Source organism: Mucilaginibacter sp. (genome assembly GCF_028288225.1).
In the GTDB taxonomy this organism is placed as follows: Bacteria; Bacteroidota; Bacteroidia; order Sphingobacteriales; family Sphingobacteriaceae; genus Mucilaginibacter.
In genome coordinates this window covers 40,347-65,383 of sequence record NZ_JAQBOC010000028.1, presented here as the reverse complement: position 1 = coordinate 65,383, position 25,037 = coordinate 40,347, and the positions used below count along the sequence as shown (strand labels likewise).

Here is a 25,037-nt window from a genome sequence, read left to right as displayed (position 1 = left end):
ATGGTTAGACTACCTGTATTAATATTTATTGCTGTGTTTGCCTTATCAATAACACTCACTCAATTTTTGGCTTACCAGCAATATAAAATATCAAAAGAAACAAGGCGGGCCGAATTGGTACATGAAGCAACAGAAGCTAAAGACCGTTTCCGTAATATTTTATTTAATGATATTGCTGCAGCCAATACCTTGGCCATTATTTATAAACAATATGGCATTCCGGCTAATTTTGACAGTGTAGCTCATCAGATAATACAGGCCAGCCGTTATGCTGATGCTTTGCAGATAACTGAAAACGGTATAGTCAGAAATATTTATCCTGATATCCGCTATAAAACTACCATTGGCACCAACGTTAACGCCGACCCGGTGCGCAAGGCAGAGGAGGTTCGGGCAATTGAACGTAAGGACATTTACTTTGCCGGCCCCAGGCTCCTCAGGTTTGGTGATACAGGTATCCTCGGAAAAGTACCGATTATAAAAGATAACAAAGTAGTAGCCGTTGCCACTGTGCTAACAAGACTACCCGCCATAAAAAAAATGCTTGCAAGCCAAAGCGCCGACAAAAATAAGTTCACTTACCAACTGCTGAAAGCACATGGTAAAGACATCTCATTCTTCTTATTGTCTGATTCAAAGCCGGCCGCTAAAAGTGAATATATTGACATAGCTATATCTGAAGGCGACTGGCTGCTGCGTGTGTCTTACGGCGATGGATATACTGCCAGTGAATTTCCATTCGAACTATCGGGATTAGGGCTTTTATTTTCATTTTTCGTTGCTCTGCTGGCTTACAGGAAAGCGCAAGAGCCTGATAAGCTAAAAAAAATAATTGACGAAAAGACAGAACAGTTAAGCAAAAGCGAAAGATACTTTAGGACGCTGATCGAAACAAGTTCAGATGCCATCGTTTTACTGGATGCCAACGGGCAGGTACTCTATCAAAGCCCTTCGACAGATAAAATACTCGGGTATACATTGACCGAAGTACAAAAAATAAATAATCTTCAGCTTATCCATCCCGACGACAGGGGAGAGGACAATAACTTTTTTTATACGGAAATAAGTGAACCCGGCGCAATCGTTCAGCGCAGTCACCGGGTAAAACATAAAAAAGGGAATTATATTTATATCGAAGGAACTTATCGCAATTTGCTGCATGACGAGAATATTAAAGCCATAGTATATAGCTATAAGGATGTTACCGAAAAGGTATTGTCCGGGCAAATTCTTATCGAATCCGAAAACAGGTTTCGCAGGGCTTTCGAGGACTCGGCTATAGGCATGGGGCTTACTTCGATACAGGAATATTCGATGGGGAGATGGCTTAAAGTGAACAGGTCATTGTGTGATATGCTGGGTTATACCGAAGATGAACTCTTATCCCGAACCTTTATGCAAATCACTCATCCGGACGATCTGGCAAAGGACCTTGCGGCCCAAGACCGGATATTGCAGGGGGAGTCGGATACTTACCGGCTCGAAAAAAGATATCTGCATAGGGATGGAAGCTTTGTTTGGATAAACCTTAACGTGTCGATCGTTACGGATAAGGATAAAAAACCCATATACCTGGTTGCACAAATAGAAAACATTACCGAAAAATTAGAGTCGCAAACCAAATTCCAAAACCTGGTTGAGAACTTTGTAGTTGGCGTTTACATTCTTCAGGATAATAAAATTGTATACGTGAACCCAAGAGTAACAGAAGAAACCGGCTACACAGAAGACGAGGTCATCAATATGCCGTACGCTCCATTTATTTACCCTGAAGACCTGGAACTTGTAAGTGATATTATAGATCACAGAACAAAGCAAGGCATAAAAACAGCAAGGTATGAGGTTCGTATACAGCGAAAGGACAGCAAGCCGATATGGTATGAAATATTAGGCGGTTCAATATGGTATAGGGGCGCCCCTGCGCTAATCGGTACCATGGTAAATATTACTGAACGAAAAGCGATATATGATGAACTGATAAGATCCGAAGCCAATCTTAGATCGATATTTGATACTACCGATATCTGCTATCTGCTTCTGGATACCAGTTATAACATCATAGCGTTTAACCAGCAGATGAGGAATGTATATATTGATATTGCCGGTTTTGAGCTGAAAGAAGGTGATAACCTCATTGAATTGATGCTTCCTGAAAAAAGGGAACCTGCAAAGGCTGTTTATGACCGGACCGCCCAAACAAACCAATCTGAAGATTATGAAACATCATACGAAAAAGATGGCACCTGCAGGCATTTCCTGGCTAACGTAAAACCGATATATGACGGCACAAAGGTAATAGGTATTTGCATTTCAGCCATTGATATCACCGAGCGTAAAAAACTGACCCTTGACCTGTTAAACCATGTCAATGCTATTGAAGAACAGAACAAAAAGTTACGTGAAATTGCCTGGATACAATCCCATGTGGTTAGAGCGCCTCTTTCCAGAATAATGGGGCTGATCGATCTGTTCACAAATCACGAAAATGAAGATGTGGATAAGCACACGATACTTAATTACATATTGATCAGTGCAAAGGAACTTGATGAAATTGTGAAAAGTATTTCAGATAAGGTGTATGATGACAATGGTGATGGCGATCCGGAATTACATTAGCTACTATTTATCCTCTCTTTGTAAACTTCTCTAATAATCCTTAAAATTTCCTGCAGGTGTTCTAATAGAGTCCTTAGCTCCCCCGCTTAATGCCCAGGCCTATTGCCGGGGCTTTTTTTGTTCAACGTGTTTGTACAGTCAAGCGGAGGAGGGCTCGACCGGGCAGAGAATAATTGAAAATAAATTACCTGTTTAATTATGACGATCTAGCTAAAACTGAAGAACACAAAACGATGAATCGTAGATAGTTATATAAAAAATGTCATCTTAATGTCATTAAATGCGCACGCTTCTCAACTTTCAGTGTTATATTTTACATCATTTTACACATGTAAATCACTCATAGCTTATTTTTGAACCATTTTTAATTTTGGCCTATAACTTCATAAAAAAATCAACCGTAATTTTTAAGATACAGTCGCGTTCCATTGACCAACCATAAAAATCCAAGTTATGCAAAAAAAATCCTTAGAAAGAAGGCGTTTAGTCAGCTTTGCACTAATTGCCGTTTTTTTGGCCGGGAGCTGTAAAAAAAATGCAGACGCGCCTGGTATTCCGGTTGATTCTATTTCAATGGGAAGTTTATCTACATCAAATGCAGCAAGTGTTGCGCCAACCGTTTATTCAATTAATTCCTCCACAATCAGACATGATGATGGTCATGCTTACAAAACGGGACCAATTTCTAACACAGGCGATTCAAATGAAAAGCCAACCAGGTCAACGCTTAAGCTTTATGAAAATGGTGTCGCGTTAGGGCCCGCGCACATAGCTCATAATGACATCCGCGACATCGGAAGAGGAGCGTTCAGTCATTGGGGACCAGATTTGTATTTTTCTGCTTCGGATAACAGCAGCCCAATTAATAACGGCAGGAAATACACGTATACACTTACCAGAACAGCGGCAAGTGCCCCAAGTGGGTCCGGCTCTTCAACAGCACCTGTAGGTCCAGTTTTAAGTACTGAATTAACAGGATACGCATCCGTCGGTTCATCAACAAGAGGAGGTAAGGGCGGTAAAACTGTTACGGTAGCATCATTTGCAGCTTTTAAAGCGGCTGTGGCCAGTAATACCCCTAAAGTTGTTTACGTTGGCGGAACTATTAAAGGAACCGGATATGATCCTGTTTATGTGGGATCCAATACCACCCTTATAGGTAAAACAGGAGCTGTTTTGCAGGGTATGAATCTATATCTGTTTACCGTAAACAACGTTATTATTCAAAATATAACATTCAAAAACTATGTACAAGAGTGCGGGGTTTATATCAAATTCAAATCACACCACATATGGGTAGATCATTGTGATTTCTCAACAGACAGAAGTCATGGCTGGGATTATTGGGGTAAGGACATCGGTGTTGCTGAGGGTGCTGACTTTGTAACCATTTCATGGAACAGGTTCCATGACACTAACTTATCGGTACTTATAGGTTCGGTAACAAGTGATGCGGCAGCGACTAACACCGGCAAATTACGTGTTACCTTTCATCACAACTTTTGGTATAACATAGGCGAAAGAGAACCAACCCTGATGTTCGGATCAATTCACATGTACAACAACTACCATTTAAACAATTCGGGCTATTCTATCGGTGCCAGGTATCGTGGTACTGTACGCACCGATAATGAATATTTTTCAGGCTGTAAAAAACCGCTTACAACTAACCTTGACGGGGATCCTGTAGGTTATTTTAGTGGCACATCAACTAATATCTATTCCAATTGCGGTGCCAATAATATTACTACATCATTATCAAAGTGGGTGCCGGGTTATCCTTATTTGTACCTCCTTAATGCTGCTGAAAATGTGCCCGGAATTGTTAAAGCCGGTGCAGGTCCAAAAACACTTTAATTAAGTGATTTATTAATCAAACTAGTGTTAAACTAACAGTCTTTAGTCTGAAGTCAAAGTGAATTTTATTCTTTTGGCTTAGGACTAAAGACTTTTGGCTGTGTGAAATTAAAGCAAGAATAACAGTTGCTGGACTAAAGGCAGCAAGGTCCGGATCCCTCTCCCTGCATATTTTTTATGTGCGCCCGACTGGCGCACATAAAAAATTTCGTATAAATCCTTTTAAAATTTATAAGCCAATGTTGTTAACAACTGACGAGGGGCAATTGGCGTAATGCTATAATTATCATGTATCAAATAATTCAATGTATTGGTAACATTAGTTACACTTGCCAGCAGCGAGATCTTCTTATAAGTATAACCTGCTGAAAGGTCGAGTGTTGTAAATCCGCCAACGGGAACCAACCGGCTATAGGCTTGTCCTTGCCCAACCGTATTGTTATAGCCTGCCATCCTGTTACCTGTGTAAAACGCTGTTGCCCCAACTTTAAACCCCTTTAAGCCCGGATTGCTAAAGGCATAAAACAGGGTTGCATTAGCTGTACTTACAGGACTAATAACCAAGCGCTCACCCAATATGGGAGATCCTTTTAAACCTGACACTTTTGTATAGCGTGCATTGTTGTAAGAATAGCCCGTAATAAAATAAAAATTCTTAGAAAGGTGCCCCGTTATATCAACATCAAAACCATCACTGGTAGTTTCTCCGTTAAGTTGTTTAAGGGTGTTATCGCTGTTAATGGTTCCATCGGCTTTAAACGGCGCTACCACAGCCAGGTTGCTGTTGATAATGCGGTATACACTCAAATTAGCAATGATCTTACCATCAAACAGTTCATTTTTTAAACCAGCTTCATACTGGTTCACCAACGATGGCTTAAGGCCCTGCCCTGTGCTTACATCAGTGCCGCTATTAACCATAAAGTTATTGCTGTAACTTATATATACTGAACTTGTACTAATGGGCTGGTATATAAACGCTACTTTTGGTGAAAATGCACGGTCATACCGGGTTATAGCTGTTCCGTTGCCTGAAGTTTGTTTTAGCAGGTATTGAATATTGGTTTGGTAGGTTTGCTGCCACGACCACCGGATTCCCGCCAGCACCTTAATTTTATCTGTAAGGCTTACCAGGTCTTGTACGTAGGTACCCAAACGATATACAGGGGCGGTTGTTCGCGCTGTATCTGTAGCGTTTGGAATATCGGTACGTTGGCTATATTTATTCAGGTCGATAGTATTTATTTTATCATAAACATAAGTACTGATATTTTCGCCTTCAACACTGTAGCCATTGGTAACATTTACAACTTTGGTAACATCTGTTCCGATCAGTATTTGATGTCTTACCGATCCGGTTCTAAATTTACCTGTTAAATTTACCTGGCCGGTGTAGTCATTTTCTATAGTATTTGCGCGGGCAAGGCGCCTGTTCCATTCACCCGTTGCGCTTACGGTATTAGGCAAGCTGGCCTGGTACGCATCTATGTGGGTTCCCTGTCCTGATACAATGGCATTTAAATGCCAGTTATCGCTAAATTGGTGGTTCAAAGTTGCCATAGCCGAAAACTGGTTCATGTGGCTATATGCCCATGAAGTATTGATGTATTGTGAGCGTGGCACCATCGTAGGAATTGCCTGGCCGTTATTTAAAGAACCTATGCCAAAATCGGGGGTTAGACTTTCACGTAAGTAATCACCCTCAACCAGCAAGGTGGTTTTTTTGCCGAGATTGAACAATAAAGAGGGATTTACATATTTCCGTTCAGTATATACATGGTTACGGTAGCTACCATCGTTCTCATAGACTCCGATCAGTCTAAAGGCCACATCCTGGCTAACCGGCCCGTAAACGTCTACACTTGGTTTAAACATATTGTAACTTCCATACCGCATGGAAACCTCTCCTCCACTTTCAAATTGCGGCTTTTTAGTAACCATATTAATAATAAGCCCGCCAGATACGTTACCATAAAGCAGCGCCGCACTTCCTTTCAATACTTCTACAGATTCCAGCGTGCTTGCTTCAGGAAAACCGGCTGTATTGGTTAATACGCCGTCTTTAAAAATACTGCCGGACGCCCCGGTTATGCCAATGCTGTAGCCCCGGGCAGAAAACGTTTCACCTACGCCACCTCTTATTTGCGTTAACGAAACACCGCTTACATTTTTAATTGCATCGCCCAAACGGTTAATTTGCTGGTCTTCTATAACACGGCGGCTTACCGTTCCGCCACTTTGAGGAAGATCAAGGGCACGAATATTCGCTTTATCCAATGATACAGGCTTAGGTGTTCTATTTGCATTAATAATCACCTCATTTAGCTTCGACGAATTTTCTGTTAATATGAAATTTACTGTAACTGTTTTTGATGCCAGCACCGTAACCGGCTTTTCCTGGCTTTCTGTTCCAACAAATGAAACTACTAAAGTATAATGGCCGGCCTTAATATTGCTGATAATAAAGCTACCATCCTCTTTTGTGCTGGTTGTCCTGTTTAATTCTTTAATAGATACAGTTACAAATGCTGCCGGTTGGCCGTCAGAGGTTTTAACTATCCCGGAAATTTTGCCGTTTGCGAAGTCATCTGCCTTAACGATGCTGCAGAACAACATGAACATCAAAAAAGAGAATTTAATAGATAAGTAATAGATTGTTTTCATGCCTTATTTAGATTAAGTCTAATTAAGCGCAAAGATATAATCACAAATCAAATTCCCAAATATTATTTATAATTAGTTTAAATAAGAATTGCAGCGTAAAGCGATTGGCAAATTCATTGTCACATTTATACTTCATTTTACTGATGTTAACAATTTACTAATATCAATGGGGTATGTTGCCAGCCAAACATAAACTCATTAAAATTGATAGATAATTTGATATGACAATCAAAAACAACAGAAAAATGATACTGCTTATGGGCAGGGCCCGTACAGCATTGCTGGTGATCATAGCAGGTTGCATTGGCGGTCTTGCGCAAGGGCAGCCGGGCCACAGCAATCCCTGGGCACCTACGGAAATTGGCGCGCTACCCCCCATCTCCAGCCTTACCAACGGCGTGTGGCTAAAGGGTGAGCTACATGTGCACTCAAGACACAGTAAGGAGTCTTCAAACAATCCCATAGCAAAGATCATCGCCTTTTCTAAGGCTGTCGGCATGGACTATCTCTGCATCACCGATCACGACAACCATGTAAACGGCGATGTTGCGAATAATACCTGGGCAGATCCCGAGTTTAAGTCAGACTCTGTCCTGCTTCTGTATGGCGCGGAATGGACAACTACCCGGGGCCACGGCAATGTATTCTCGGCCAGGCCATATGATCACCAGCGGCTGTATGATGTTCGCGATCAGCGCGACGTGGTGGTCGGGGCTGTGAAGAAGGAGCTTGGAATTCATCTGTCGGCAAACCATCCAAGCGGAAAAGACCATTTCGGATACTCTTATGACATGGTAGAATCGATAGAAGTATGGAATTCTGCGGTCTGGCCCAAAAATGCCAATGCGATCATGATTTGGGACGACATGCTCTCGTCGGGCCGCAAGCTAACCGGCAGAGGTGGAAGTGATGCGCATCATGGTACCCCGGATACACCCGACAAGGCAACGAAGAACAGTTACCAGGCTAAAGCCAATTATGTTGGAACCCCAACGACCTGGGTGTTTGCCACAGCGCGGACCTCACAGGCGGTTGTGGACGCCCTTACGAACGGGCGGGTTTGCATCAGCGCAAATCCCTATGCGCCCCGGGTTGAATTCTATGCTGACCTCAACCAGGACGGCAAGATGGACATGATGATGGGTGATAATGCGAGGGCGACAGGGAAACCCGTTAAATTCCGTGTTCAATTAACAGGGAATACTGTTCCGGAAGGGACCTATACCGTCAGCATAGTGAAGAATGGCAACGCGTTCGGCACTTTCAAAGCTACCGGTAAGGCGCCTACGATCGAGTTCACCGATACCCCCGCAACACCTGGCCGGACTTATTACCGCGTCGTAGTTGAGGGTCCGCCTACTGCTTATCCGCAGGTTCCTGAATCGATGGCGCTGAGCGGGAACATGGTCGGACTGTCGAACCCGATCTACTTCAATTTCGACCCGAACTTTTGATCGCGGCAGATAGCTTAATTCCCTTTAAGGTGCTCTAAAACGGCTCTCTTTGTCTTTGTTTTAACATCATATTTGAAAATACGATTTCAAATCCTTCACAAAACACTTCAGGATTTGCTACTTTAGGGTCATTTGAAAGCCTTTCAGCATTACTGAAGGGCTTTTTTATTGGTGTAGATGTCTTACAAACAAAGTTTGTTTGTAGTGAGAAACTATGGACAGCGGAAAAATTAATAGCTTCGCAATTAAATGAAAACGTCCGGTTATACCGTTCAATTACAGGAAGTATTAAGCCACCTCCGCAGCGTGCAGGGAAGTGTACCGCTGCACCGGCGGGAATCCAGACGGGTGTATTCCTTTTCCGCATTGCCGTTTGCGGAGCAACTGGCTATTTGGGACGAGCTATGGCATACCGAAAATAACTTCTGGGTAAAACTGCATGCTTTTTTCTTTTTGGAGCGTCACCTGAAAAAAGACAGCGAGCTGCGGGAAATGTGGCCGGTCATAGTCCGCTGGCAAGACCAGGTGGATGACTGGGGGCTTTGCGATGCGCTGGCTAAAGTTTATACCAAGATCCTCGAAGTGGAAGCTACCACCGTTTATGAACAGCTCAAAACATGGAATATAGACCAGGACTTATGGAAGCGCAGGCAGTCAGTAGTTTCTCTTTTATATTACAGCCGTACCAAGAAGCACTTTTTAACATTCAGCCAAATTGAACAACTCATCAGTCTCTTGTTGGCCGATAAAGCATATTATGTGCAGAAAGGGGTTGGATGGTCGCTGCGCGAATTGTATACCGTGTATCCCGGCGAAACACTTCCCTGGTTAAAAGTACATATAAAACTGATAAGCAGCATTGCCTTTACTATTGCCATTGAAAAAACGGATGCAGTAACCCGAGGTGAGCTCAAAGTACTCCGAAAGACAAGTTAAAATCTTCCCTTCTTGTTTCTAAATCAAAGTAGTTTGTCAAGTGAACCAGTACAACTTATAGTACGGTATTATCGCTTTTAAAATTGCTGTTTTTTTTATTCTCCAAATTTTAAAGCCACAATTCTCTTCCCTACCCTATAAGTGTTCGGAAGATTGTAAAAAGCCCTTTTTCTCATTCTGAGTCCCAACCAGGCTGGACTGGAAAAACAGCGACGACGTAAAAAAAACAATCTTGATAATCAGCCGCTTAAACCCACGCTATTACAAGCGAGAGCGAAGAACTATCTCTTTAGCTTCGGCGAAAAATCTTCTCTGTGCGACATAAAAGCCGGACAAGCATGTGAGCTACCTATCTATTTTATAAGATCCTTTACTGCGTTCAGGATGACAAATAGAGGTAAGGTTAAAAGAAGTTAAATAATTTGATGGCAGACGAAATACCAAAATAAATCAGAATTGAGTTGGATGTTTATGTAACAAACCTATTACAGTAGTTATAGTGTGACTTGTGCCTCCTGATCAATGTTTAAATCATGTGGGCTTACAAATAAATAAGTCAGGTAAATATGAAAAAGATCATTTTAAGTATGTTAATGGTTGTGGCAGCAGTCACTGCATTAAATGCACAAAAAGTAAAAAGCCCCATTGTCCCTGAAAAAGTAAGATCGGCTTTAACTGTAAAGTATCCCGCTGCTGTTAACATAACCTGGGGAAAAGAAAAAGGGAACTATGAAGCAAACTGGGGTGGTAAGTCAGGAGAAGATATGTCTGTACAGTTCACACCTGAAGGAACTTTTATTGAACAAGTTGCAGCCATAAAAGTAAGTGATTTACCGGCAGGTGTAGCCGCTTATGTTAAACAGCACTATAAAGGTGTTAAAATAACTGAAGCAGGTAAAATTACTGATGCTAAAGGTATCACTATGTTCGAAAAGGCAGGGACCTGGTATTTGATAAAAAAGGTAGTTTCCTTAAACAAGATTAATCCGCTATATTTATAAAACCTATGAGCAGATCATTGCTTTTCTTTCTCGTATTATTATTATTGGGAACACAGTTGGTTTGCGGGCAGAAGGTAATAATAAAAGGTAAGGTTACAGATGCCAACACCGGCGAGCCGGTTACCTATGCTACCGTTGGGATTAAGGGTACAGGGATTGGTATAAGCACAAATTTTGATGGCTTATTTAAATTGGAGTTTATAAGAAAAAGTGATTCCATCTCAGTAAGCTGTATTGGTTATTTGCAGCAATCATTTCCGATCGGCCATGCAGCTGAACAGTTCATAAATATTCAGTTAAAGCCTTCCTCCCAGTTGTTGCATGAAGTCAGGATCAGCCCTAAAGGATATATTAATCCGGCCTGGGTGATCTTAAAAGAAGTAATTAAGCACAAACCGGTGAATGATCCCCGTGGTTTGAAATCATATCAACTGGAAAGTTATAGCCGGATTGAATTGGATGCCAGCAATCTCAGTTCCAATCTGCTAAAAAAGAAATTTATCCAACAGGCTATTTCTATGGCTGACAGTATGAAAATAGCAGGGGCCGATAATATGCCGTTGCTCCCTTTATTTCTTTCAGAAACTGTTTCCGACTTTTTTTATCAAAGTAATCCGGAATCTAAACGGGAGTACATTAAAAAAACAAAAACCAATGGCATTGGTTTTGAAGACGGCACCCTGCTTGCCCAATTAACCGGCAGCACCTTTCAGCAATATAACTTCTATAAGAATTTCGTAAGCGCTGCAGGGAAGGAATTTGCATCGCCAATTGCTGACGGTTGGAAGAGTTGGTATGATTACGAGCTGGAAAACCGGAATGCCATAATAGATGGAAAAGCCTGTTACCAGATCTCCTTTAAACCCAAACGTCCCCAGGACCTGGCTTTTACGGGTACCATATGGATAGCACAGGAAAATTATGCTTTATACCAGGTAAGGGCAACTATTGAACCATCAGCAAATTTAAATTTCATTCACCGGATCTCTGTTCAGCAACAGATGGACGGCAAGGCACCGGATCAGCCCTGGCTTCCGGTAAAAACCCGTATTTTAGTAACTGTTGATCAGCTAACCAGTAATACGAGCGGCCTGCTGGCCAAGTTTTATACCGTAAATAAAATTATAAATACTGATAAGGTTTATCCTCCCGGCTTCTTCAAGGATAATATTATAGTGGCGGCAGATGCACAACAGGCCGATAACTCCTTTTGGGAAACGAACAGGCCAGATTCCTTAACAATGGCTGAAAAATCGGTATATCGTTTGATCGACACAGTTAAAACACTTCCCACTATTAAAAATTACCTTACAGCTGCAGATATGCTGATCAATGGTTATTACAGAGCCGGAAATCTCAGCCTTGGTCCTTTTCTGAATACCTACAGTTATAACAATGTAGAAGGAAACCGGATCAGGTTGGGTTTCAAAACAAATTCAGGCTTTGATAAAAAATTGATCCTCGGAGGCTATGTTGCTTATGGCTCAAAAGATCTGGATGCAAAATACGGCGCTTCGGTTGACTACATATTATCACGGAAACACTGGACGGAAGCAGGGATCAGCTTTACACACGATCTAAACCAGGTGGCGCTGTTGAGTGATAGCTACCTATACCAGCGTAATAATCTGTTCTCTGCGCTTACCCGGTTTGGCCGTATTGACAGGCGAAAGGTATTTGATCAGAATTTGCTGAACTTCTATATTAGCCGAGACCTTTTTAAGGGCTTTACAGAGAAGATCAGTTTTTCAAGCTGGTCTTTAGACCCCCAGTTTTTATTTAACTTCAATGATCCAAAAAGTGGCTTAAGTAATCAGCTATTTGTTTCAGAATTTCAGTTTGAAACCAAATGGGCCCCGGGAGTTCAACCGTTGCTTTCCGAAACCATCAACCGCCCTGTCAATATTAAAACAGACATTTCCAAACCCGTATTTACGTTCCGCTACACTTTGGGTTTGAAAAATATATTTGGCAGTGATTTAACTTATCATAAATTCAGTTTTAATATTATGCAGACCTTAAAAATGGGGAGCCTTGGCAGAGGGAAATATTCATTTTCGGCAGGGTATATCCCTTCAAGCGTTCCTTTTCCTTTATTGGAAAATCACCTGGGTAATGCCACTTTTCTATATAACCCCAATGCTTTTAATCTGATGCGCTTTTTTGAATTTGCCAGTGACAAATACGCCAGTTTAAATTACACCCAGCACTTTGAAGGGTTATTGTTAAATTCAATACCCGTAATTAAGAATTTCAAATGGCGTTTGGTGGGGACAGCTAATATTTTGTACGGAAGCATATCCCGAGCCAACCAGAACAACATATTTGACCATAATAAATCTCTTGACTTGCACGGCCTGGGTAGTGTTCCATATGTTGAAGCAGGTTATGGAGTTGAAAATATCCTTAAATTCTTCAGGGTCGATTTTATTCATCGCCTTAGCTACAAGGATAATAACAATGCTTTGGATGGAAGTGCCAAAAATTTCGGGATCAAAATTTCAGCACAGATCAGGCTTTGATCATAGACGAAACTAAATATTATCGACTTGTGTAAAAATAGTGGGGTGTCAAGTTACAGCTTTTAAAAAGCCCACTTAATTACCGGTTCTTCCTTGGTAAATACAACCTGGATTTCCTTAGCAGATAAAGCTTCCTCAAAAACTTTTACACCATCCATATAACCATGGAAGACCCTTTCGGATGGAAACTCTTCATTTCTGCCGATCTGCCATTTATTGCCTATGGATAAATTAACAATCCCTTCAACTTTTGAGGTTCCGCTTAATTTGCCATCAATGTAAACGGATAAAATATCGCCCTTGCACACGCCTGCAATATGGTGCCATTGCTGTTTCCAGTTAGCCGGCAAGTTAACGGTACAATCGCCCCTGCCCCATCCTCCAGCAAAAAAGGTAAGTGTTTTATTATTCATCATTTGTAAAACATGGCTGTCGCCTTTGGTTAGCAGGTCAACAAGGCCGGTTTCATTCCCTTTTGGATAAACCCAGGCCATCATGGTGATGTTTTCGCCCATGTTATCAAGGCTCTGTGAATTGGGCACTTCTACAAAGCAACTGTCTCCCAATGAAATTCTGCTGCCTTTTACAGCTTTACCCGGTTTCGGCCTCATAACGCTGCCATTATTTTCAAAACCTGACTTGTCAGCAACAGTATTGCCGCTCTCAGTTAGGGAAAGGTCTAATAACAAAGTAGATGTGTTACTGCTGTAAACCTTATATTTTACCTGGGCGCTACCTGCTTTAATGGTTGTAAGTCCTGCTTTACTTACGATCAAACGGTGCATTATTGCTTTCCTCTCGCCGGGCTTGAGCTTGATGGAATCACTATACAACAACGAATCATCAGCTGTTACCGGGATGGTAAATAACTGATCTTTGCCCGTAAGGTTTTTAATATGATATTGGATTTGTTGCTCGCTATTGATTTTTATAACAGGTTTTACTGTTAAACCGGATATCATAAAAGGATGCGCTACAGGATGAGCTGGTTCAGCAACTTCAACCATCTTTGCACCGGTACTGTCCGAACCTACCGTTGCCTGCCCCAATTTATACAGGCGGCAGCTAATAGAATCTGTTAAAATTGTTCCTTGAGGGACAAGGCAATTCTTAAAACCATATTCTTTTCCGTTTACAAATACTATAACCTTTTTAGTTCCCAGGCTACCTTTGTTTGTGATTGAAAATCGCAGCCAGAATTGTTCGTTCGGCTCAACTTTGGTTTTTGAGAGGGAATATTTCAGGATTTGCAGATCAGCGGCACTTTTGGTTTCTGAAAGTTCCAATGGGTCTTTATTTTTAGACCATTGTTCATTCGCATTTTCACTCATTACAAACTGCATCGTCCCTCCCTTTAGCAATAGAGAATGCGGGATGCTTAGTTGTTCATAAGGCTCGCCATTAACGATTAATGATCGTACATATTTGTTTTTAGCCGATTGATCTTTGCTTTCGATCACAAAGATTTTTTTATTGGCCAGGTGCAGCTTTACCGACTGAAACAATGGTGCACCAATTGCATAAAGCGGGCGCCCCGGGCATACCGGGAAAATCCCCATGGCATTAAACAGGTAAGCACTTGACATTGCTCCAAGGTCATCATTCCCGGGCAAACCATCGGGGCTAGCCTTAAATCGCGAAAGCATGATGTCCCTGCACCACTTTTGGGTAAGATCAGGGCGACCGGCCTCATTAAAAAGATAAGGCAAATGAATAACCGTTTCGTTATCAAATAATATCACCTGATTAGTTAAAGCCGAATCAAGGCGATTGGAGAATGCTTTATTTCCGCCCATTAAGTTTACCAGGTCTTTTGTATTTTGCGGCACAAAATAGGAATACACCCATTTATCTCCCTCCTTATAGCCCGACATTCCAGGATTTATCTTAAAGTCGTTCCCGTTTCGCGGAAGCATAAACAATTCGGATGGATTAAATAAGTTCCTGTAATTATAGCCTCTTTGCTGTAAAATAGCATAATCTTTATCATTGTTTATCACCTGTTTAGCGTATTGCGACAGCGCCCAATCGTCATAAGCATATTCCACCGTGCGCGTAACAGATTCTGAACTGGTAAAAGGGACATAGCCCATCCGTTGGTAAATTGCAAGATCATTTTGTACAAAAGGAGAATCAACAATATTCTTTTTCATGGCCTCATAAGCCAGTGCCTTATCAAAACCTGTAATACCTTTTAAGTAAGCATCCACAATAATAGGCACAGCATGATTCCCCGTCATCGACTCGGTGGGCAGGTGACCGGTTTGCCTGTAAAGATCCAGCATGGATAGTATGATATCATTTTGCTTTTCGGGATAGAGCAGGCTCAAAAGCGGGTGCAGGGAACGGAAAGTATCCCAGGGCGAAAAAAAACCATATTCTTTTTTTCCGTTTGTTTGTTGAATGGCGCCGTCAGTGCCCGTGAACCTGCCGTCAACATCCGAAATTACCCAGGGGATCAACAGCGAATGATATAAGGCAGTGTAAAAAACGGTTTTGTTTTGTTCATCGGGATCTGTCACATCCATTACCGAGAGCTGTTTGGCCCATTCATCGCGGGTACGCTTAACAAGCTGATCAAAGCTTAACTGCTTTAATTCTTTATCGATATTATTTTGCGCACCGGCAAAGCTTACGGTGGATGTACTTAATTTAAGTTCGATAATTTTACGGCCGGCTGCTGTACTTTTAAAGACAAGCAGATAACCGTTTTTTATTTGTTTTTTTTCGGTATAATCTTCGCTGAAATTAATTACCGTATTTGCCATTTTTCCATGCAAGATCCGTTTGGCAGGCATGGTAATATTACCAGCATCCCCCACAAAAATTTGCGGTTTTACCCCCGCTGCAAATGTAAAACGGAGCACACCTGTGCGGGTGGACGCAACTGCCTCGGCAATGGTTTGGTTGTCTTTAAAAACTATTTTGTAATAGCCGGGTCGGGCCACTTCATCACGATGCGAAAAACGCCTGTTGTATTTACCCGGCTCAAAATGTTGCCCTTGCATAACCGGCAGAATAAATAAATGCCCGGCAGAACCATCAGGGAAGCCGCTTGGGTGGTTAATACAGCTGAAATAATAAACGGAGGTATCGGCATAATTATAACCCCTGCCCCCGGTAACATGTGTTTCAGGACTTATTTGAATAAAACCTGAGGGAGCCACAGCGCCGGGATAAGTTCCGCCATCACCTCCCCAACGGGTAAACACCCCGCTTTTTGTTGTGCCGATAAAAGGATCAACATAGTGCAGGTGATCTTTTTCCTGGGCGTAAACGCTGTTAATTACCACCAGGAAAAACAGTGTGAGCTTTATAAAAGTGGCCATTTTATTCATGATAACAGATTTTATATTTTGATATAGATCTTTATCATCTGTACCGGACTAATAAGATTGTTGTATGATGCTGTTATATTTTGCAAACAGCAGTTTAGCTTGTTCAATAGCATTGCCTTTAATTAGATCCGGGTATGCATTACCATGCTTATTAACCCATTGCCATTCCCAATCCTTTACCTGTTTATCAAAGGCTTTATCATCAAACGGAGTGTTGGAGGTCATTGCTTTATCAAGCTGCGAAAAATACAGCTCCCACCTGGGTTTATAATATCCTTTTATTAGCCCGGCCCATTGCCGGTTGGAGTATTCACGCAGTCCGCTTTCTTTATCGCCCCATAAGGTTATCAAATCCCTCGCATTAAATTCATAAAGGTTTTTTTCCTCGTCAGTAACACCATTTGCCCTGGCTTCATTGATCCATTTACCCAATAAAAAATCCTGCCACATATTCAGCAAGGCATCTATATCATCCATTAGCTGCAAAAACTCACCGCAGTATTTCTTAAAGCCCGGCTGATCTTTTTCGCGGTAGGCTGCTGCAATTTTTTGTTGCAGCGGACTTGCATAATTAGCAAGTACCTGCCGGGTTATATCAACAAGGTCATACTCAAATCCATCACTTAATTTTAAACTGTCTGATGCCTGCATGAACAGTCTCCAGGCTTTAAGCAGTTTCAGCGGGTCATATTCAAGTTTGGTATTAACCCGGTCAATAGTTTTTTTTAATGTTGGCCTTGCAACTATAATTGATTCCGGACCGCCTTCACTAAGTCCCCCACTATATACCGTATTTAATAAAATATTCCAGGCTTCACTCATTAGCCGGCTAGCTTTACCATAACGGCGTTTGGCATAATTATTTACCCACGCATCTGCATCAATGGGTGTGTCTCTCCAAACATTTTCCAGCATTAATTCAAACAGCGCCGGGTTTTGTTCTATCCCCTCCGGCGCTAAACCAATCCCTACCATGTTTTTCGATTCCGGGTCGTGAAGGGCAATAGCCGGATCAGCCGCCACATGGCGCATCCGCCCGAACAGGCTGATGTTACCGCCAAAATTTTGCAGCATATTCCAGATCCAGGGCTTGCCGTAATACGCATCTGTACGGTTCCAAACAGGGTGAGCATCACTATACAGATCAAGAATGATCATTTGATCGTTAGGAATAGCATTCAGCAAAGCCCTGATTTGCTGGGGCTGCCAGAATTTATTATTGTAGTGAAACATCCAGCCCTGCATAACCCAAACCCCCTTAGGGTCAGCAACGGTCATTGACCGGAATACTTTTTTACTCATCCCATCCAGGTAGGTAGAATCATTGGTGGGCGGTACATTTTCATTGAACGTATCGGCAGAATAAAGGTGGTCTGTACCAAACTCTTTTGTTTGCGCTTCGATATATTTCTTGCCAATGGTTTCAAACATTTCATCATCCGGATCAAGAATAAATACGTCAGGAAAGCCGGCGTCCCAGTTGGTCTTTTTAACCTTTGCCTTCGGAAACCTGTCTTTGAAAGATGGCGGCACATGCCCGGTAAATGATGACAACACAGGTTTCATTCCGAACGAGCGTTCGCGCTCCAGGATCTTTTTTTGCAATGCTTTATGGCTATCCATCCAGTGCTGCGGTAACGGACCACCCCATGCATCAATATTACCCATCCAAAACCAGGAGAAATAGGCCGGCCCGCTAAAAAATGCAGCCAGTTCCTTGTCAGTAAAGCCCATACTTTTATATACATCCTGCCAAACAGCTTCTTCGCCCGTAATGGCAAGCGGCATATTAATACCATTCAACGCCATCCAGTCTATCTCTTTCTGCCAACGCTCCCAATCCCACCAGGCCATTGAATAATTAAACGTGCAGTAGTTGAGGTAATAACGGTATTGGTATGGGGTTGATTTATGGATCTTGCTTAAAACTATCGGTAAACTTACCGGTAGTTTTAAATTGGTGCCATTCCATCCGATATCGCAAAAGCAGTAATTTTTAAGGTAATAATTTAAAGCTGCTGCTGCAGATAAGCCATTGTTGCCACGTAAAACTATTTTACCATCGCGGCTATTAAGCTCAAATGCATCCTTACCATTATCCCGGTTTATGGCTTCTACCAGGAAAGATGCCGACCTGCCAGGAATAACCCTTTCAATAAAATCACGGGAAGCTTTTTGATCAACCTGGGCATAAGCGTTTAAACCAAACACACTTATAATAAAAATGAACAACCAATTTTTCATCTATATATGAACTTTTAATTATGAACTTTAATGATAAATAAAAGCCGACAGCCTGCATAAACCTATTTGCTAATAGTAATATATGACGGGCTGCCGGCAATATAAATGATTGTTTTTTAGAAGTTTGGATTTTGCACCAAAATGCCCTTACTCTTATCAATTTCTACCTGTGGTAACGGGAAATAATAATTTTTAGGGCGAATAAATGTCACCGTTTTTGACTGATCAATAGGCGCCTTTGAAATTGGCAGATTGTATATTGCTGCAATGTCAACAATTTTAGCTTTGTCCCAGCGCATCAGGTCCTGGTGGCGTTCGCCTTCTCCAGCTAGTTCAACACGGCGCTCGTGGATCAATTGTGTCATACCGGCACCAGAAACGGGCGGCAATAAAGTTGATGCACGGCGTCTCACCTGGTTTATCAATGCATCGCCTGCACCAGCACCGTTGGTACGGATCAGGGCTTCTGCTACCAGCAGATAAATATCAGCCGAACGCATTAATGGTACCGCGTAAGTATGGTCAACCCCGCCGCCTGCAGCCGCTGTGTTAAATACAGCATACTTTTTAAAAGCAAACCCGGTTGCCGATAAATCGGCAGTAAAAGTAGTTAATCCGTTCCCATCACCAAGGTCTACCTTATCGCCAACGCTTAAAAGTGTAGCGGCCTTACGCGGATCATTGGCTTCAAATTCATTTGCCAAACCCTGCAAAGGCTGGCTAAAGCCATACCCGCCCCATGGCCTTGGAATGTAATAAACGGTAAAATCGTTTTGAACAACGTTTTGTACTGCCTGGATAGAGAATAACAATTCGGTACTGCTCTCATTAGCACGGGTAAAATTATCCTGGTAATTAGCAGCCAATGCGTAATGGGAATTTGATATCACCTTTTGGCCCGTTGTAATTGCCTCAGGGAGTTTTTCCCAGTACATATAAAGCTTGGTTAAAAGTCCGAGGGCTGTTCCTTTACTTACGCGGCCACGGTCGGCAGCGCCATAGCTTTCAGGTAACAGGTCAACCGCTTTCAGCAGGTCGGCTTCAATTTGTTTCCGTACATCCTCTATCGGCGATTTGGGAACATTAAAAACTTGCTTGGTATAATCATCCTCGGTAATGATAGGTACATCGCCATAAATTACCATTAAACGCCAGTAACCAAAGGCCCTTAAAAAATAAGCCTCGCCCATGCTGCGCAATTTAACTTCAGCAGAAATAGCAGTGATCTTAGGGATGTTAATGATGCAATTGGTGGCGCGGTTAACGGTTTCATACTTCCATTTCCAGGGATACCTTATAGCTGCGTTTGAAGCATCGTAAGTTAAATTTTCTATTCCTTCATCTTCACCATGATCGCCGGAGCGCCAGTAATCATCAGAAGGAACGTCATACGTGGCTTCTGCGTGGCCTATATAATCCTCTTCCTCTAAAAGGCTGTAAATACCTGATACGGCATTAACGGCATCAACTTCGTTTCTAAAATAATTCTCTGAGGTATAAACCCCTTGTTGTTTAAGATCAAGTGCTTTTTTACAGGCGCTGTTAAATAACACAAGCACAATGACTATATATATTATTATTTTCGATTTCATGATTTTATAGTTTAGCTGTTAAACCGAATGTAATTGTTCTAACCGAAGGGTACTGGGCCACATCAACCCCTCTTTGCAAGTTGCCGTTGGTATAACCAAGTTCCGGCGTATATCCTTTATAGTTGGTTATGATAAATATATTCTGACCGGATGCATATAGCCTTATATTGCTTAAAGTTGTTTTTTTAGCCCATTTAGCAGGTAAGGTATAACCTAACGTTGCATTTTTAAGGCTGAAATAGCTGCCGCTTTCAACAAACAGATCAGATGTGCGGTAGTTATCATTTGCACGGTCGAGCGATAATCTTGGGATACTGTTGCTTGTTCCCGGGCCGGTCCAGCGGCCTAAGTCTTCGGCATAAAGATTAAACGGATAAGTTGGGTCTATCCCCTGCATCCTGTCGGCATTGTATAAGCTCACACCAAACACTCCTGTAAAACTTGCCGAAAAATCAAAGCCTTTATAGGACAAACTACCCTGCAAGCCGGCAGTAACATTGGGGTTAGGATTGCCCAGGTTGGCACGATCATTACCATCAATTAAGCCATCGCCATTTAAATCAAGGAATCGCACATCGCCTGGCCTGATCCCGCTTTTTCTTGAGTCGTTTTTAAGGGCCGGGTCACCATCAATCTCTGCCTGGGTTTGGTATAAGCCATTGGTTTTCCACCCATAAAATGAAGCGATAGGTTGTCCCTGGTAAGTTCTTGAAATCTCCTGGCTTGAGCGGCCATAAACCACCGATCCGATAAAGGTGCCCTCGCCGTTAAGCTTGGTTACTTTATTTTTAATAAACGAAGCATTTGCGCCAAAGGAGTATTTTAAGTCGGTACCACCCTGGTAGTTAAACTCCACCTCAACGCCACGGTTATTCATGGTGCCGATATTTTGATTAGGGATGGCTACCGATCCTGCTGTACCTACTACAGGTGGTGATATCAGCATATCTTTAGTATCCTTATTAAACCAGGTTATTGTTGTATTTAACCTGTTATTTAAAAAGCCTGCATCAAGGCTTATGTTGGTCATGGCAGCGCGTTCCCAGGTAATATCAGGATTGGCAATGCTTGTAACTGCGGCACCGCTTACACCCGTGCCACCAAAGGCGTAACCACCATTTTCATAAGTGCTGCCAATTTTTATTAAACTTAGATATTGGTAAGGACCAACGTTCTGATTTCCCAGCTCACCGTAACCACCGGTTAATTTAAGGTTATTTATCCAGGTTAGATCTTTAATAAATTGCTCGTTAGATAGTCTCCAGCCTAATGAAAAAGCCGGAAAATAACCCCATTGTTTGCTCGGGGCAAATTTTGAAGATCCGTCTGCACGGAAGGTTACTGTAGCAAGGAACCTGCCATTATAATCATAAAACAGCCTTGCAAAACCTGATTGAAGGGAATTAGGCTGCACCGGCAAATTTGAATTAAACTGGCTGTTGCCCTGGTTAAGTACCCTTTGGGCCGGGTCTGTATCATCATATCCAACCCTTGATGCGTTAAAACCATAATCTTTAAAATTTTGATAAGAATAACCTCCGGTAAAGGTTACATGGCTTTTGCCAAATACCTTATCATAGGTAAGGAATGATTCCAGCAGCTGTGATGATACCTCTTCCTCGGTTTGGGTTAAGGTAGATGTTGTATTTTGCCGCGCCTGGTTTACATCTGCTATGTTAAAATTGTATCCACGGTTTATAGCGCCGTCAAAAGCATAATTAACCCGCAGTTTTAACTCCTTCATAAACGTAATTTCTGCAAAAGCATTAGCCAGGGCCCTGTATTTTTTGCTGTACCTGTCTGCTTCCTGGATTGTTGCGTAAGGACTGTTGATATCACCCAGCTGGTTGGCAAAAGCTTTTGATGTGCCATAAGTACCATCCGGGTTAACCAGTGGGATGGCAGGGTTAAAGCGCAATGCCGAGAAGATCAGTCCTGTTTGCGAACTATAATTATCAAAGCCATTCTGACTGCCGTAGGTTAATTGAATGTTTTCGCCCAGCTTTAACCATGGTTTTACTTTATGCTCCGAATTGATGCGGGTGCTGTAACGCTTAAAATTAGTTTTATTAATGATCCCGTCCTCGTTATAAATAGAGGTAGAAAAATAATAGTTTGACACCTCATTCCCACCTTGTATGTTAACATCACCATTGGTTACATGGCCCGTACCCATTATGGCGCGCTGCCAGTCGGTTCTTTGCACGGCATAATATTCATCGTTCCATGGGGCATCAATGGCTACGCCATCATTAGTATATCTTTCCCGCTTCAGCTTATACAGATCAGGTGCAGTAAGCAGATCGATATATTTAGTTGAGTTAGAAAACCCATTATAAAAATTCACTGTAGTACTTAGCTTTTGGTTATACGTACCTTTTTTAGTAGTTACCAAAACCACACCATTTGCAGCCCTGGTACCATAAATTGCACTTGAAGAGGCATCCTTTAAAATATCGATTGATGAAATATCATTAGGATTGATATCGCTTAATGCATCAGGATTACTGGTAGGTACACCATCAATTACTACAAGCGGATTAGCATCATTGATGGTACCGGTGCCACGAATCCTGATACTTGGCGCTGCCCCCGGCGAGCCATCGTTACGTACAATGTTCACGCCGCTGGCCCGGCCATCTAAAGCCTGGGCGGCAGAACTTACCGGTAAATTTTGAATATCCGCGCCTTTAACACTTGAAATTGAGCCCGTAACATCAACTTTTTTACTTGTTCCGTAACCTACAATTACAACCTCATTTAGTGATGAAGGCAAAGCAGTCATGGTAATGGCTAAGTTTGTTTTACCCTCAATTTGAACAATTTTTTTTTCGAAACCTATATAGGTTAATTCCAAAACGCCATTTTCAGGTGCTGCAATTGAAAATTCACCATTAACATTAGTGGTTACCCCTAAATTGGTGCCCTGTAACTTTACACTTACCCCAATAAGCGGTTCGCCTTTGTTGTCAACAACCTTTCCTTTTACGGTGATCTGGGCATTAACATCATCCGGGTTATATATTATAACCACATGATCATCTGCTATTTTATAGGGGAGTTTGTTCTCTATAATAGCATCTAAAATTTGATTGATGGTGGCGTCTTTTACCTGCAAGTTTACTTTACCAAGTTTTTTGATACTTGAGTAATTGTAAAAAAACCGATAATCACTTTGTTTTTGAATTTTGGTAAGTATGTTACTTACTTCGGTTTGCTTAATATTTAGCGAGAATTTTTGCTGGGAGTATACACTTGCCGACACTTGCAGGCAGGTAACCAGTGTTATTAAAAATGCCGCTTTCATTAGCAAAATAAATTTAAAGCATGGTTGTGCATATATAAACGCAAATGCCTTTACTAATTTTTTCATTAGATTTGTTTTTGAAAGTTAAGGAATGGAGTAAGCTGTCTGAAAACTTTTACTCCTGTTATTTAATCCCGATTTTTAAGGGGAAGAGTACCACCTCTTCCCTTGTTTATGTGGCATTTCAGGAATCCGATAGGTAAGTTTTTTTCATAGTAATTTTAGTTTGAGTGAATATTGAGTGAATTGAGTTTCCTGTATGTTAAGTTCCTGTATGTGTTAAATAAATAATTCTTCCATCTATTCTGAATTTAAATGGCGTAATCATTTTTATAATTTGCAGTGCCTGTTCCAATGATTCATTTTCCAATACACCACTTATCTGTTCGTTTTTAAGTGATTGTTCGTCAAATATCATTTGCACATTATATTTCCGCTCTATTTGTTTGGCTACCTCTTCGAAACTTTCATTGGTAAATACAATTCTGTTATCAAGCCAGGCTGTTTCTTTAATACCTTCTGTTTTTACCTGCGGCAACGCTGTAACCTTGTAATCTATCTTAGCTCCCCCGGTATTTACAGCCGATGCATTTATTGTACGCGATAAACTATTGGCCACAATAAGTTTTTCATTCGGGAGCAGTATAATGTTTTTTTCAGTTTCGTTTTTCAATTCAACTTGTACCTTACCTGTCAACAAGGTGGTTTCAATATTTTTGTCGTTTCGGTAGGCTTTTACATTAAATACCGTACCCAGTACTTTTATTGTAAGTGTGCTTGTATGCACCAAAAATGGCTTTTTAGCATTTTTTGTAACTTCAAAAAAAGCTTCGCCTTCCAGGCTTACTTCCCTGGTGGCTTTTGAAAATGTTTCAGGGTAAAAAAACGAGCTCCCTGCATTCAGCTTTACTTTTGTACCATCAGGCATTACTATTCCTGTAGTTTTCCCATAAGGCACATAAATATGATGAATTACTGCTTTTGTTAGCTGGTTAACAGATCGTGGTCGACTGGTATAAAAAAACACACCGCTTATAGTAAATATTAGTACAGCAGCAGCGGCCCACTGCCAATTAACTAAAGATCTTACCTTACTTTTTCCCCCGAAGGGAACAGAGCTTTCACCTGAGTTTTTGATCTTATACCAAAGCTCTTCAATCCTTTCGCTAAGGTCTTTTTGTTTTGCTGTAGGATCCGGTTGTTTTAAATCACTCTTCAACGCATCGGTAACCTTTTGCATTTTTCTATATTCAGGAAACTGGTCAAGAAATACTTCGAGCTCTGCCAACTCTTTTTCAGTGGCAGTTTTGCCAATACTCTTCGCCATAAGCTCAATAAACCTGGATTTTCCCATAATAATTTGGTGTTCTGCTGTAAGGACACGGCCAGGCGGAGATTTTCCTAAAAGAATTTAAAAAAAGTTGAAATATTAAAATAACGTAAGTTCGATATAAAGGTTGGCAGTATAGCGCTTGATTATCAAGCACTTACATTTACTCAATTCTT

The 25,037-nt window shown here is 41.6% G+C and carries 12 protein-coding genes; 6 read left to right on the top strand and 6 right to left on the bottom strand.

What is annotated here, in order from left to right:
- Together JWQ54_RS08330 and JWQ54_RS08325 are read left to right on the top strand one after the other, a co-directional pair.
- Positions 1-2,616: a PAS domain S-box protein gene (locus JWQ54_RS08330; protein ID WP_299582944.1), complete on the top strand. Its 2,616-nt coding sequence runs from the start codon at positions 1-3 to the stop codon at positions 2,614-2,616.
- A 453-nt stretch (positions 2,617-3,069) separates the two neighbouring features.
- Complete coding sequence (locus JWQ54_RS08325; protein WP_299582941.1) at positions 3,070-4,473, top strand: pectate lyase; 1,404 nt, start codon at positions 3,070-3,072, stop codon at positions 4,471-4,473.
- A gap of 222 nt (positions 4,474-4,695) precedes the next feature.
- On the opposite strand, the gene JWQ54_RS08320 is transcribed toward JWQ54_RS08325, so the two are convergent.
- On the bottom strand, positions 4,696-7,137 hold the full coding sequence (locus JWQ54_RS08320) for a TonB-dependent receptor (protein WP_299582938.1): 2,442 nt from the start codon (positions 7,135-7,137) through the stop codon (positions 4,696-4,698).
- Between the two features lie 221 nt (positions 7,138-7,358).
- Here JWQ54_RS08320 and JWQ54_RS08315 point away from each other — a divergent pair, with 221 nt between their 5' ends.
- From JWQ54_RS08315 to JWQ54_RS08300, 4 genes are all read left to right on the top strand, one after another.
- Positions 7,359-8,591, top strand: coding sequence for a CehA/McbA family metallohydrolase (locus JWQ54_RS08315; RefSeq protein ID WP_299582935.1), 1,233 nt, complete (start codon positions 7,359-7,361; stop codon positions 8,589-8,591).
- A 249-nt stretch (positions 8,592-8,840) separates the two neighbouring features.
- Positions 8,841-9,527: a DNA alkylation repair protein gene (locus JWQ54_RS08310; RefSeq protein WP_299582932.1), complete on the top strand. Its 687-nt coding sequence runs from the start codon at positions 8,841-8,843 to the stop codon at positions 9,525-9,527.
- Positions 9,528-10,093: 566 nt separating this feature from the next.
- Entirely contained in the window at positions 10,094-10,528 is a 435-nt protein-coding gene (locus JWQ54_RS08305; protein ID WP_299582929.1) for a hypothetical protein, read from the top strand.
- Positions 10,529-10,533: 5 nt separating this feature from the next.
- The gene (locus JWQ54_RS08300; RefSeq protein ID WP_299582926.1) at positions 10,534-13,050 is read left to right on the top strand and encodes a DUF5686 and carboxypeptidase-like regulatory domain-containing protein; all 2,517 of its coding nucleotides are present in this window, start codon (positions 10,534-10,536) and stop codon (positions 13,048-13,050) included.
- A 62-nt stretch (positions 13,051-13,112) separates the two neighbouring features.
- Here JWQ54_RS08300 and JWQ54_RS08295 read toward each other — a convergent pair whose 3' ends face one another.
- The 5 genes from JWQ54_RS08295 to JWQ54_RS08275 all read right to left on the bottom strand — a co-directional run bounded on the left by JWQ54_RS08295 (position 13,113) and on the right by JWQ54_RS08275 (position 24,885).
- A complete protein-coding gene (locus tag JWQ54_RS08295; protein ID WP_299582923.1) occupies positions 13,113-16,388 on the bottom strand; it encodes a GH92 family glycosyl hydrolase in 3,276 nt (1,091 codons plus the stop codon).
- Positions 16,389-16,436: 48 nt separating this feature from the next.
- Positions 16,437-18,632, bottom strand: a complete 2,196-nt coding sequence (locus tag JWQ54_RS08290) for an alpha-N-acetylglucosaminidase (protein WP_299582920.1) — start codon at positions 18,630-18,632, stop codon at positions 16,437-16,439.
- A gap of 116 nt (positions 18,633-18,748) precedes the next feature.
- The gene (locus JWQ54_RS08285; RefSeq protein ID WP_299582917.1) at positions 18,749-20,224 is read right to left on the bottom strand and encodes a RagB/SusD family nutrient uptake outer membrane protein; all 1,476 of its coding nucleotides are present in this window, start codon (positions 20,222-20,224) and stop codon (positions 18,749-18,751) included.
- A gap of 4 nt (positions 20,225-20,228) precedes the next feature.
- Positions 20,229-23,597, bottom strand: a complete 3,369-nt coding sequence (locus JWQ54_RS08280) for a TonB-dependent receptor (RefSeq protein WP_299582914.1) — start codon at positions 23,595-23,597, stop codon at positions 20,229-20,231.
- A 196-nt stretch (positions 23,598-23,793) separates the two neighbouring features.
- On the bottom strand, positions 23,794-24,885 hold the full coding sequence (locus JWQ54_RS08275; RefSeq protein WP_299582911.1) for a FecR family protein: 1,092 nt from the start codon (positions 24,883-24,885) through the stop codon (positions 23,794-23,796).
- Between the last annotated feature and the right edge of the window lie 152 nt (positions 24,886-25,037).

Excerpts from the sequence above, each read along its gene's own strand:
- JWQ54_RS08330 (WP_299582944.1), top strand. The coding sequence starts at position 1 with ATGGTTAGACTACCTGTATTAATATTTATTGCTGTGTTTGCCTTATCA.
- JWQ54_RS08325 (WP_299582941.1), top strand. The coding sequence starts at position 3,070 with ATGCAAAAAAAATCCTTAGAAAGAAGGCGTTTAGTCAGCTTTGCACTA.
- JWQ54_RS08320 (WP_299582938.1), bottom strand. The coding sequence starts at position 7,137 with ATGAAAACAATCTATTACTTATCTATTAAATTCTCTTTTTTGATGTTC.
- JWQ54_RS08315 (WP_299582935.1), top strand. The coding sequence starts at position 7,359 with ATGACAATCAAAAACAACAGAAAAATGATACTGCTTATGGGCAGGGCC.
- JWQ54_RS08310 (WP_299582932.1), top strand. The coding sequence starts at position 8,841 with ATGAAAACGTCCGGTTATACCGTTCAATTACAGGAAGTATTAAGCCAC.
- JWQ54_RS08305 (WP_299582929.1), top strand. The coding sequence starts at position 10,094 with ATGAAAAAGATCATTTTAAGTATGTTAATGGTTGTGGCAGCAGTCACT.
- JWQ54_RS08300 (WP_299582926.1), top strand. The coding sequence starts at position 10,534 with ATGAGCAGATCATTGCTTTTCTTTCTCGTATTATTATTATTGGGAACA.
- JWQ54_RS08295 (WP_299582923.1), bottom strand. The coding sequence starts at position 16,388 with ATGAATAAAATGGCCACTTTTATAAAGCTCACACTGTTTTTCCTGGTG.
- JWQ54_RS08290 (WP_299582920.1), bottom strand. The coding sequence starts at position 18,632 with ATGAAAAATTGGTTGTTCATTTTTATTATAAGTGTGTTTGGTTTAAAC.
- JWQ54_RS08285 (WP_299582917.1), bottom strand. The coding sequence starts at position 20,224 with ATGAAATCGAAAATAATAATATATATAGTCATTGTGCTTGTGTTATTT.
- JWQ54_RS08280 (WP_299582914.1), bottom strand. The coding sequence starts at position 23,597 with ATGAAAAAATTAGTAAAGGCATTTGCGTTTATATATGCACAACCATGC.
- JWQ54_RS08275 (WP_299582911.1), bottom strand. The coding sequence starts at position 24,885 with ATGGGAAAATCCAGGTTTATTGAGCTTATGGCGAAGAGTATTGGCAAA.